10 protein-coding genes and 1 pseudogene are annotated in these 11098 nt (G+C 50.8%); 8 read left to right on the top strand and 3 right to left on the bottom strand.

Translation table 11 applies throughout. From position 1 onward, the window contains the following. Nucleotides 1–1182: 1182 nt before the first annotated feature. Nucleotides 1183–1413 (top strand): hypothetical protein, encoded by a 231-nt coding sequence (locus tag ABIE16_RS12665; protein ID WP_204124324.1) that lies wholly within the window; start codon nt 1183–1185, stop codon nt 1411–1413. A gap of 2 nt (nt 1414–1415) precedes the next feature. Here the strand turns inward: ABIE16_RS12665 and ABIE16_RS12670 are convergent, their stop codons facing one another. Continuing rightward, nucleotides 1416–2426 (bottom strand): tyrosine-type recombinase/integrase, encoded by a 1011-nt coding sequence (locus tag ABIE16_RS12670; protein ID WP_204124325.1) that lies wholly within the window; start codon nt 2424–2426, stop codon nt 1416–1418. Nucleotides 2427–2623: 197 nt separating this feature from the next. On the opposite strand from ABIE16_RS12670, the gene dusA reads away from it, so the two are divergent. After that, complete coding sequence (gene dusA, locus ABIE16_RS12675; protein WP_429521436.1) at nt 2624–3610, top strand: tRNA dihydrouridine(20/20a) synthase DusA; 987 nt, start codon at nt 2624–2626, stop codon at nt 3608–3610. A gap of 54 nt (nt 3611–3664) precedes the next feature. Here the strand turns inward: dusA and ABIE16_RS12680 are convergent, their stop codons facing one another. Further along, on the bottom strand, nt 3665–4498 hold the full coding sequence (locus tag ABIE16_RS12680; RefSeq protein ID WP_057715616.1) for an undecaprenyl-diphosphate phosphatase: 834 nt from the start codon (nt 4496–4498) through the stop codon (nt 3665–3667). Between the two features lie 523 nt (nt 4499–5021). On the opposite strand from ABIE16_RS12680, the gene ABIE16_RS12685 reads away from it, so the two are divergent. The 5 genes and pseudogenes from ABIE16_RS12685 to ABIE16_RS12705 all read left to right on the top strand — a co-directional run. Beyond that, nucleotides 5022–5762 carry a winged helix-turn-helix domain-containing protein gene (locus tag ABIE16_RS12685; RefSeq protein ID WP_057715617.1) on the top strand — a complete coding sequence of 247 codons (741 nt, stop codon included), beginning with the start codon at nt 5022–5024 and terminating at the stop codon, nt 5760–5762. A 29-nt stretch (nt 5763–5791) separates the two neighbouring features. Next, nucleotides 5792–6535 (top strand): EAL domain-containing protein, encoded by a 744-nt coding sequence (locus ABIE16_RS12690; RefSeq protein ID WP_057715618.1) that lies wholly within the window; start codon nt 5792–5794, stop codon nt 6533–6535. Between the two features lie 34 nt (nt 6536–6569). Beyond that, a complete protein-coding gene (locus ABIE16_RS12695) occupies nt 6570–7256 on the top strand; it encodes a winged helix-turn-helix domain-containing protein (protein ID WP_090454167.1) in 687 nt (228 codons plus the stop codon). A gap of 350 nt (nt 7257–7606) precedes the next feature. Beyond that, on the top strand, nt 7607–9001 hold the full coding sequence (locus ABIE16_RS12700) for an undecaprenyl-phosphate glucose phosphotransferase (protein WP_429521324.1): 1395 nt from the start codon (nt 7607–7609) through the stop codon (nt 8999–9001). A gap of 283 nt (nt 9002–9284) precedes the next feature. Further along, nucleotides 9285–9460 (top strand): annotated as a pseudogene (locus ABIE16_RS12705) (IS3-like element ISGur6 family transposase); the annotation flags it as partial. A 23-nt stretch (nt 9461–9483) separates the two neighbouring features. On the opposite strand, the gene rfaH reads toward ABIE16_RS12705, so the two are convergent. Next, nucleotides 9484–9990, bottom strand: coding sequence for a transcription/translation regulatory transformer protein RfaH (rfaH, locus tag ABIE16_RS12710; RefSeq protein ID WP_154863131.1), 507 nt, complete (start codon nt 9988–9990; stop codon nt 9484–9486). Nucleotides 9991–10655: 665 nt separating this feature from the next. Between rfaH and ABIE16_RS12715 the strand changes: the two genes are divergently transcribed. Continuing rightward, complete coding sequence (locus tag ABIE16_RS12715; protein WP_079246779.1) at nt 10656–11096, top strand: low molecular weight protein-tyrosine-phosphatase; 441 nt, start codon at nt 10656–10658, stop codon at nt 11094–11096. Nucleotides 11097–11098 lie beyond the last annotated feature (2 nt).

Consider the following 11098-nt stretch of genomic DNA (forward strand, 5'->3'; position numbering starts at 1 on the left):
CCCTCGAGTGACGGTTTGAAAATGATACGAGGCTCGGGCAGCTAGCTACTTTCACGTCAGCCATCAATTAGCCACAAGGGTCGCAAACCCTAGATTTTTCTGCACTCACGAAATGTCAAGCAATATATATCTTCACCCCCCCCCTTGAAATCATTTTTTCCAAACGGAGTGTATAGTTATTGAATTCAAAAACAGCTTTCTCCAAACCTCTCAATCTCTACTCACCTTTTCAAGCAAAACCCAACTGACCTTTGCCCAGCGCTTCTGATATTCAATTTGCTTACTGGCTAATTGGTAGCTTGATAAGAAAATCCAATCAACCTTACCGAAAGCCTAAGGAGGCCGTTTTGCTTATAGGAGTCGTTTTTTCGGCCGAAGGACGGCTAGCTTGTCTTTTGAGCCCAAACCAAGCGGCTAATTTTTTGGGATAACTACGTCCAAAATTTGAGAATCGCCATGCCGTCAGAAAAAAGGGTTAAAAAACTCACAGCCGACAAAATTTAGGAAGAGCTCGACTACCTCGTTAAGGCGGATCGGGCACGAGGCACGTCAGCCATACCCGAACGCACATCCCAAGGCGACAACATCGTCCTTCCTCACATATCTCTTGCAGTACTCAAGAGCAGGCTCATGCGTATTTCCCGATAGGCGCTGGCTGACCATTGCTGAGTGCGATCTGATCCCCTGCAGGTCTTTTCAGTGTTTACAGTATACCTTTCATATACTCTTTAACCCTGAAAATTGACGGATTGTCAATATGCATGCTGATTTTTTTCATTGACAGCGAATCACTAAACATTCACCATGAATTGACATCGAACCGGACGGCGCCTTGATGCACGCTACTGACTTGAAAAGGGAAATCTTGATACGCACGCCTGTAACTCGAGCCTTCATTTCTGCAAAGAAATCGCCGCGACCCGTTCGTATCGGTCGAGCGCCTCGATTTTGGCAGCAGAACGGCGGCACTTCGTGGTTCTTACGCTATACACAAATGTCAGCCGGCCAATTTTAACAAACGTAATGATGGCTTGAGTTCTTCGGATTCGAACAGAAGTGCCATCGATTGATCCGCCTACACAACCTGCACTCTCAACGCCTTAGTACTCATGGAACCGGCAAATCAAACATTTGGCGCTACGACTAGGAGGGTACGCGCGCTCACGGATTACGAGCTATCCAATGTCTGAACGTAACGCACTTGTCATGTCCCTGGGCTTCTTGACCGAAGAACAGATGATCGAAATCACCCAAGTGAAGAAAGAGACACTCGAACACTGGCGAAAGCACGGCAAAGGCCCAATCCCTACTCTCTTCGGACGTGCCTTTTTCTATGCATTTGATGATGTCAAAGACTACATGCACTCACTGAGAAGAACACGTAGTCGCGAGTCCATATTGCGCTCAATTTGACTTCATTCGGCCTTCGATGCCTGCACACCCAGCAAGTCATTGAAGGCCTTCTGCACATCTTTAGCTTTAATGTGCGTGTAGCGCTTCAGCATCTTCCAGTCCCGATGCCCAGAAATCAGAGCAACCTGCTCGATTCGAAGACCAACAGTAAACAACTTGCCGATTGCTCCGTGGCGCAGATCATGAAAAACCAGGTCATCAATTTCGCATTGCTGACAGATACGAGTAAACGATGAGCTGACTGACGCTGGGTTGTATTGAAAAATACGCCCTTCTTTTCGATCTCCAGCATGCGCTATAGCGATTTTCCAGGCTGCCGGCAGAAGAGGAACAGTCTGATTGTTTCCGATCTTCTCCTGAGGGTGCTTGCGGCTTCTGATCTTCACTGTTTTATCAACATGGTCGATGTCTTCAATGAGAATCTGACAAATTTCTTCTTGGCGCATTGCAGAAGCCAGGGCGAAAGCAATCAGATGCTGCATTGGGATCTTCTGTCTCGCCCCCTTCTTTTCGTATGCCGCGAAAATTTTGTCGAGCTCATCTTCGGTAGCTTCTCTCTCACGTTGTTTGCTACGCGTACTCACACCACGGCGCGACAGACTGCTGCGAACCTCGTTTGCAATGCCTGCATCAACGTCGTAGTGCCTCACTTCGCGCGCCCAATGCAAAACCGTGGAGATGTACGACAAATCGACAGCGATAGTGACGCCCGAAACCGTAGTGCCGGCCTGAGTCTTCTGCTTGAGTCTTTTGTCTACAAAGTCACGAAGATGAAGGATCGAGAACTCTGACATCAGGACACCTTTGAACTCCGATTTCAGCCGTAAGAGTGTCGCTTTTTTGTTCTTGCCGTGCGGTTTGACCGGTTCGGTTTCTTCGATGTATTTATTGATGAAGTCCGCAACAGTCGAGCCCTTGGGGGTTGGTGCCGTCCCTACGGCCCGGATGCTCTCAAGCTTGCTCTCAATCTCAGCAGCCCACCTCTTCGCGTCAGCATGCTTCTTGAACGTCATCCCTTTCCGCACGCCACCGCGCATAACCTGAGCGCGCCAGCTGCCACTCGGAAGCTTTACAATACTCGCCATCGTCGTGTGCAATCCCTGTTCAATTCGCTGTACTCGAATAATACACTGCACACACCCGTCATGCACACCGCGTGTGCACCAATGCTACACACGAAGGCTATAAAGTGATTTCTTCAGAAGAAAAAATCGTTATAAATCAAGGTGTTATTAGCAGAAGATTTTCGGTCGCCCCCATGATGGATTGGACCGATCGCCACTGCCGCTTCTTCCTGCGCCTGCTGTCGAAAAACGCCCTGCTCTACACCGAAATGGTCACCACCGGTGCCCTGCTCAACGGCGACCACGAACGCTTCCTGCGTCACAACGAAGCCGAACACCCGCTCGCCCTGCAACTCGGCGGCAGTGTTCCACTGGACCTGGCTGCCTGCGCGCGCATGGCGCAGGAGCATGGTTACGACGAGGTGAACCTGAATGTCGGCTGCCCGAGTGATCGGGTGCAGAACAATATGATCGGCGCGTGCCTGATGGGGCATCCGCAGTTGGTGGCCGATTGTGTGAAGGCAATGCGTGATGCGGTGTCGATTCCGGTGACGGTCAAGCACCGTATCGGGATCAATGGCCGGGACAGTTACGAGGAGCTGTGTGATTTCGTCGGTACGGTGCGGGATGCCGGGTGCACCAGTTTTACCGTGCATGCGCGGATCGCGATTCTGGAGGGGTTGTCGCCGAAGGAGAACCGTGACATCCCGCCCCTGCGTTATGACGTGGCAGCGCGGTTGAAGGCGGATTTTCCTGAGCTGGAAATTATCCTCAACGGCGGGATCAAGTCGCTGGAGGCTTGCCACGAACATTTGCAGACGTTTGACGGCGTGATGTTGGGCCGCGAGGCGTATCACAACCCTTATGTGATGGCCGAGGTGGACCAGCAACTGTTCGGCAGCGCGGCGCCGGTGATCAGCCGGGCTGAGGCGCTGGCGCAGTTGCGTCCTTATATAGCGGCGCACATCACAGCAGGTGGTTCGATGCACCACATCACTCGCCATGTGCTTGGACTGGGAACCGGGTTCCCGGGAGCACGCAAGTTTCGGCAGTTATTGTCGGTGGATATTCACAAGGCCAAAGAACCTTTGGCCTTGCTGGATCAAGCGGCGGAGTTGCTTGAGGGGCGTTAACGGTTAGCCGCTGCCCTGCGACCAGGCTGCATGTCCTGCAGCCTGGTGCAAGTGTCAGAGCGCTGCAGCTTCGGTCCAGTCAACCCAACCGAATACCCACGTTGCCAGAATCAGCAAACCGAATCCGATCCGGTACCAGGCGAACACGGCGTAACTGTGGCTGGCGATGAACTTGAGCAAACCACGCACGGCGATCATGGCGAAAAAGAACGCCGTCACGAAACCCAGCGCAAATACCGGCAGGTCGCCAGCCTGAAACAGATCCCGATACTTATAGCCTGAATACACGGCGGCACCGACCATGGTCGGCATCGCCAGAAAGAACGAAAACTCCGTAGCCGCCTTACGCGACAGGCCAAACAGCAACCCGCCGATAATCGTCGATCCAGAGCGCGAGGTGCCCGGGATCATCGCCAGGCATTGCGCGAAACCGACCTTGAGGGCGTCGGCCCAGCGCATATCGTCAACATGCTCGACAGACACCACATGTTCCCGCTGCTCGGCCCACAACATGATGATGCCACCCACCACTAATGCCACTGCTACAGTGATTGGATTAAACAGATACTCATGGATCTTATCGGCGAATAACACACCCAGGACCACTGCCGGAAGAAAGCCGATTAATAGATTCAAGGTGAAACGTTGTGCATTGCGTTGAGTCGGTAAGCCGGTAACGATCTCGAGAATCTTGCGACGGAACTCCCAGACAACTGCCAGGATCGCGCCCAATTGAATGATGATGTTAAAAGCCATGGCTCGCTCGCCGCCGAAGCTGAGCAAGTCCGCGACAACAATCTGGTGCCCTGTACTTGATATCGGCAAAAACTCCGTCAGACCTTCGACCATCCCTAAAACCAACACTGATATGGTTGTCCAAAGATCCATTAATTCCTCCCTCAACGACAAATACCCATGCGTCGACTTCGCTCTGATTCAACGCCAACACGAAATTAAAGCGCATTAGACAAACTAATAAAACTCAATGTTATGAAATGTCCATGGTCAACACCACCAACATGAACGTTATATAACGGTTAATATTGGATAGCTCCGAGCCAAACAAGAGCAATCACTCGCACTTGAATCAACAAAGCCCTACTGCCTCATGGCACCCAATGAAAAAAATCAAGCCGCGGGAACTTTAGCGGCATCCACGGTCGTATTGATGCGAAAAACCGGGACATCGGGACAAAAAATGGCACAATGATATGACCTGTCAGCCCGCGAGATTCCAATAGGCCATCAGGCCTCTTGAGCCATTGGTAAGCAAACGATCACGTGAGAATCACCAGGAACGTTAAAAAAGGTAGCGACCGCTTGAAAAACGAGTGAAATGTTACCAATTGTCAGTCACAACCGAGAATGGGTGCTTTAACATTCAAATGCCAGCACCCAGCCGAGTCAAAGCATGATGCTTACAGGGAAAATAACGACTACAGACCACAGCTACGCGAAGGAGGAGAAAGGTATTCTCACCGTTGGGCGAACCCACACGCTAGCTGAGGGCTTTAGGGAATTAGTCGCAAGCCACGTAGGCAAGGATATTGCCGTTGATGCAATGTGCTATAGCAACTCATTCAAAAGAAACAAGAATACTGATTCATACCGTGCAATTTTTATCGTAATCGACAGCCCTCAAGCATTTGTTGAAAGCCTCACCGCGGTAGAAAATATTCGCGTCGAAAATCTGGCGTCAATAATTTTCGTAGCCATCACCGGTAGAGGCACCTACAACAAGATGAAGTATTATTTTGCCGGGGCCGACTACTGTATTAATTGCGATACTCTTGCAGACAAAAAGTCTGATGTACTGTCCGAATTTTTTAACAGTCCAGAATGGCAAAAAAAGCATAACTTGCTTTTGGACCCCACTCGCATGTGCCTGATTGGCGAGTATAAAAAACTGGATGTATCGTTTGCAGAAATGAAAATTCTTGAGGCTTTTTCTCAGACCAAAAACCAAATATTGAGCCATGATGAAATCGCCAGGATCATGGGGCTGAATATAAATTTTTATGACCCAAGAGCCTTGGAAAAGTCGATCAGTCGCCTTCGCGGCAAAATAAAAGGCATGTATGGAACCAACGCCATTCAAAGTATCCGTGGGCATGGATATCGTTTAATCAGGGGTCTGATCTCGACAACCTGATTCTTAATGTAAAAGGGAGTTTCTGTTTTATGAACGCAACAGGGAGCGTGCGATTCTACGATCACGCAGAGCATTACCTGTCTCGACAATTGATCCTCACTCGGGATGACTGCCCGTTTGCCAGCGAGATCAGAATACATTTTGACGATTCTGCTTCCGCGCCCTGCGCGCCAGAGGCGTATCAGATGAGTGGGATCTACAGTGAAGTACTGATGCAAACCAGGCTGATTGCGTTCTCGCTAAAAGATCGCGACACCACTAACGGGAGCAAGTACTTAAGCCGTAGTTTTGTTTGCGTAAAACAGTCGGACCTCGCCAACTCTGCGCTCACGGAAGAGTTGATACAGTCCGGCGCTGCTCTGCGCGAATTTGGCCAGACACTGGTTATCGCGCTCAATGAACTACCCCTCTCGGCAGTCAGCTTCGCAGAAAAAAAGAAAATCCTTCATAACGTGTATCTATTGAAAGATCACGGCATAGAAATCGCGCTCGACGATTACAACATCGACGATGAAAGTATCGAAATCTTTACAACCCTGAATCTATTCGACTATATAAAGATTTCCACTTCCTCTCTAGACTTGAGTCTCAAGCTCAGCGGCAATCCAGAATTATTCAATCGCCTCCACGAACGCATGACCATGCTCACTCACAACACAAAAGTCTCCTTTATAGCAGACAGAGTCGAGCATGCTGCCAGCCATATACTGGCACGTGCGCTGCCCTTTGATTACTTCCAAGGGAGCCATTACTCCCCCGCCGACAACCTTTAAATCAACACCCAGATGTGCAAATCAGGAGAGAGCCATGGATAGCAGCACAAACCTCCCTAGAAAATACTTTGTCGTGGTTACTCACAACCCCGCACTACAACTAGAGCTTGAGGCATTACTGACCAGCAAGCGATATAACAGTTACGGCACGTCACAGGCAAAGATGTTTTATGAAGGCGTTGCCCCACCCACTTCTGCCCCCAAGCTTATGGAATTTATTTCCCCGCAGGTAGCCAAGATGGTTCCTCCGGTTATCAAGCATGATACCCAGCGCATCCTTTCGACGTTCAAGTCCGAATGGCAAGCAGTCCAATCCGTAACGAAATTTACTCACTTCACATCAACTGCGGACAACGCCAGAGATGACACCAGGGAATGCGTCTCCCAGGCGGCCAAACCGCACGCTCCACTGACTGAAACCTGGCGACTGAGCGATGCCAACGGCGCGCTGACCAAAGATGGCGTGGAGATTGCCTTGACTGGCCTGGAGGCCACGCTGCTGAAAAAAATGCTGCACCATGAAGATCGCGTGGTCAGCAAGGACGATCTTATCCGCAGCATCGGCAGAGAACCTGAACACTATCGGGGTCTCGAAATGTGCCTGAGCCGACTACAGGAGAAGTTTAAAAACGCCAGTAACGGCGAACGTCTTTTCCGTGCAGTAAGGAATCGTGGGTACTGCCTGATACAAAAAATCGTACGCGTAAAAAAATCAGCCTGAACCATTCAGGCGTTCGCCCCGGCAGTGCAATACAACAATAAAAAAGCACGCCAATTTATCTCCCCCCCTCTCCACCCGCCCCCTCTAAAAAGCCGTGTTAATAAAGTTGAATCCAGACTATTTCTAACGCCGCTCTCGCCCAGATATATCAACCATATACACCGCCCACTCGTTAAAAGTCGTCAGACAGTGCTCCCCCTAATAACTTAATCTATCCATTGATGACGGCGCCGCCCTCTTGGCGTTTCGATCATCAATGCTCCGCCATCTAACATGAACAATAACTCTTATTTCATTAATTTTGGCTTTTGTCTGTCGAAACGCGAATGGACGTATTTTGGGGATAACGTATGGTTAACAATCTTCGTATCAATCGAAATACCACTCTCAAAGGACTGACCTTCTGGGGACAGTGGGCACTGGGTCAGGGCTTTGTTGTCGCCCTGTTACTTCTAATGGTTTATTACCAGACTGGAACGGTAGAGTTCTATTATCGAGTATGCGCAACGCTTACGGTGCTTGCATCGGTTCCGGCCTATACATGGTGCGGCGTCTATGCAAAGAAAGACAATTACCTGGAAGGGTTGATAAGACTACTGATGGGTTGGTCAATGACACTGGCAGCGCTGGCTATTGTCGCCTTCCTCTGTAAGGCCAATGAACTGTTTTCTCGTCAAATCATTCTGATATGGGCTATCTGCAGCTACCTCGGGCAGGCGCTGTTGTACGTCCCACTGCATGGTTTTTCGAAGTACTACCAACGGGCGCTTCAAGTTGAGCGCAGAACGCTGATTGTGGGTACTGGCGAGCTGGCACTGGGATTGGCTAACAAGCTTCGTGCCCTCGAGCACTTCCCATTGGTCGGCCTGGTAAGCTCCGACACCACTCCTTTGCTGGAGACCGGCGCACCACCGGTTGTAGGCCCGCAAGAGGAACTGCTCGAACTGATCAAGACTCATGACATCCGACGTCTGTACATCACGCTCCCCCTGAGCGAAGCGGTACAAATCGAAGAAATGTATGTCGACTTGCTGGATGCCCACGTCGATGTTGTCTGGGTCCCGGACTTGAACAGCCTGACGCTGCTCAATCACTCGGTCAGTGATGTGGATGGCATGCCGGCAATCCACTTGATTGAATGCCCGCTTTCCAGCCAACCCACTGCCGCATTGAGTAAAAGCCTGTTCGATAAAAGCGTGGCTCTGATGGCCATTATCGCTCTAAGCCCGTTACTGTTGATCATTGGCCTGGCCGTCAAATTCACCTCCCATGGTCCGGTATTTTTCAAACAGGACCGCCACGGGTGGAACGGAAAGGTCATCAAAGTCTGGAAGTTTCGATCCATGCGCGTGCACGACGATCACGAGGTGAAACAAGCCAGTCGTAACGACTCGCGGATTACCCCGATCGGGCGCTTTATCCGTCGCACTTCCATTGACGAGTTGCCGCAGCTGTTCAATGTATTGCAAGGTCATATGGCGCTGGTCGGACCTCGCCCTCATGCCGTTGCGCACAACAACTACTACTCCGGCAAGATTCTCGCCTACATGGCTCGCCATCGAATCAAACCGGGAATCACCGGGCTGGCTCAAATCAACGGTTGCCGCGGCGAGACCGACACCATCGACAAGATGCAGAAGCGCGTCGAGATCGACCTCAAGTACATCAATAACTGGTCGTTGTGGCTGGATGTGAAAATCCTGGTGAAGACGCCGTTCACCTTGCTGTCAAAAGACATTTATTGAGGGGACGCCTGCAGGCTAACCAGGGGACGTAAGCCATTTACCCAGTGCGCTTGCGCCGTCACTAGTGGCTGGGTTTTCCCAGCCATGCCTGCAACTACACCAACACCGGCAGGTTGTTCTGCTGTCGACTCTCGTGGCGATGCTCATCGCCAACTTCTTTTAAGTCTCCGCTCGATACCGTACAGCTTTTTGACCAGATTCAGGGCGATTCGGCACGCCCGGACTTACCTTCAGGCAGGCGCAACGGCAGCAGTTGACCGCTAAATAAGTGGATACCGGGTAATCGCGTGACGACAAACACCGTATTTGCGAACTGGAACGCCAGTTACGCCGCAAAGCAGCGGCCCTGGCCGAGACCGCTGCTTTCCTGGTGCTGCGACAAAAGCTTAATGCCTACGGGGGGGAACTAAGACGACGGCAACTGACCTTGTTGCCAGGCGGTATCTGCTTGTTGATTGGCAGGCCGGGAGCAACGCTCCGTGTCAATGCTTACTGATACCAACCAAGGGCATGCTGATTCTTTGCTCACGTTGCAGCAATGTCATCAGGAGCAACACTCGCTGCTCGCCCTCCATCGCCAGGAAGATCGCTTCCACATCGACAAAAGGCCCCTCATTGATACGCACCCGCTCTCCACAGGCAAACCGAGCTTCCACTGGGGCTCCGCTATCGTGCTCATGAAGTTGTGCGATCAAGTCATCACCTACGGGTACCGGTTTGCCTCCAAAACTGACAATTCGCAATACACCGCGAGTAGAACGCAAAGGCGCCCAACTCTCACCTAAGCCGAGCTGGATAAACAGATAACCCGGAAACAGCGATTCGCGAACAACCCTCCTGCGCCCCTGCATATCACGCTCGCGCCGATGCGTAGGGCGAAAACAGGTATACCCCTGGTTAACCAGATTGATCTCTGCACGCTCGTCCTGGCTCGCCTTGCATTGCACCAAATACCATGCGCTAGAGGTGAGACTCTCAGGCAAGGTCATTTGAACAGCCGAAGCACTATGGATGGACACAATCAGCCCCTTCTGCACCTGTGTGGTCAAGTAGCTCCGTGGTTTTCTCATCGATCTTGCGACGAATTTCTCCCAAGGACGGAAATGCACCTGAAAAACGGAGTTGGCCGATCATGGAAACGTAACCCTTCAAAAACATACGAAACTTATTAGCAATACACGAACGCTAGAGAACCCTTCGCCCAAGGCAAAACCCCGAACATCATTAGCATCAAATTACGTATCAAGACGTTTAACACACTCCAATACAGGACAACACAAAAAAGCCAAAAACGTTAAAAACCGTCAGGCAGGAACCAACAATGTTATTTAACTGTTATTTAATATCTGGCTTTATATATGGAATTTTTTTTGCCATATGCTTTCAATACTCGCGTGGCATTTAATGGTTGATGTTGTCGTGGGTTGCCAGTTATGATTTTTAGCATAGCAACTGTCAAGCACACTCCAAGTCCGGATTCCAGCAGGCCAGAGTCTTCGCAGTCAAAAGCTTCATCCAGCACGGTAACTCCTCACGGAAAGAGGCACACACCCAATAGCTGCAAGCCGTCACAAAAGTGCCATTGAAGAAAAGCATAGTTTTAGTCTTTCCAATTGCACATCACCACAAGTGTGGAATTTCCAGGGAGGTTGCCTTGTTTAACAAGATTCTAATCGTTTGCATTGGCAACATTTGCCGAAGCCCCACTGCCGAACATTTGTTGCGAGCAGCACTGGGGCAGTCCGATATCGAAGTTAGCTCTGCCGGTCTTGGCGCACTACAAGATCACCCGATCGAACCCACCGCCCGGATCGTACTGGAAGAGCATGGCCATCTGCCAGAAGAGCACAAAGCCAATCAACTGACTCCTGCCGCCATCAGCGAATCGGATCTGATCCTGGTGATGGAGCAGTCGCACATAGACCGTGTTCTCAAGATCGCGCCTGAAGCGCGAGGCAAGGTCCTCTTGCTGGGCAAGTGGCAGAACAACCGCGAAATCAGCGACCCCTACCGTCAAGGCAAACCTGCTTTTGTGCATGCATACGCGTTGATTGAAGAAGCAGTAACCGCCTGGGCAAAGCGTCTCGCACGCTAAAC

This window comes from Pseudomonas sp. 2725, from assembly GCF_050434585.1.
GTDB classification, from domain to species: Bacteria; Pseudomonadota; Gammaproteobacteria; order Pseudomonadales; family Pseudomonadaceae; genus Aquipseudomonas; species Aquipseudomonas jessenii.

Bases quoted from the DNA above. Each gene is read 5' to 3' on its own strand.
- ABIE16_RS12665 (WP_204124324.1), top strand. From the start codon at position 1,183: ATGTCTGAACGTAACGCACTTGTCATGTCCCTGGGCTTCTTGACCGAA.
- ABIE16_RS12670 (WP_204124325.1), bottom strand. From the start codon at position 2,426: ATGACGTTCAAGAAGCATGCTGACGCGAAGAGGTGGGCTGCTGAGATT.
- ABIE16_RS12680 (WP_057715616.1), bottom strand. From the start codon at position 4,498: ATGGATCTTTGGACAACCATATCAGTGTTGGTTTTAGGGATGGTCGAA.
- ABIE16_RS12685 (WP_057715617.1), top strand. From the start codon at position 5,022: ATGATGCTTACAGGGAAAATAACGACTACAGACCACAGCTACGCGAAG.
- ABIE16_RS12690 (WP_057715618.1), top strand. From the start codon at position 5,792: ATGAACGCAACAGGGAGCGTGCGATTCTACGATCACGCAGAGCATTAC.
- ABIE16_RS12695 (WP_090454167.1), top strand. From the start codon at position 6,570: ATGGATAGCAGCACAAACCTCCCTAGAAAATACTTTGTCGTGGTTACT.
- ABIE16_RS12700 (WP_429521324.1), top strand. From the start codon at position 7,607: ATGGTTAACAATCTTCGTATCAATCGAAATACCACTCTCAAAGGACTG.
- rfaH (WP_154863131.1), bottom strand. From the start codon at position 9,990: ATGACCTTGCCTGAGAGTCTCACCTCTAGCGCATGGTATTTGGTGCAA.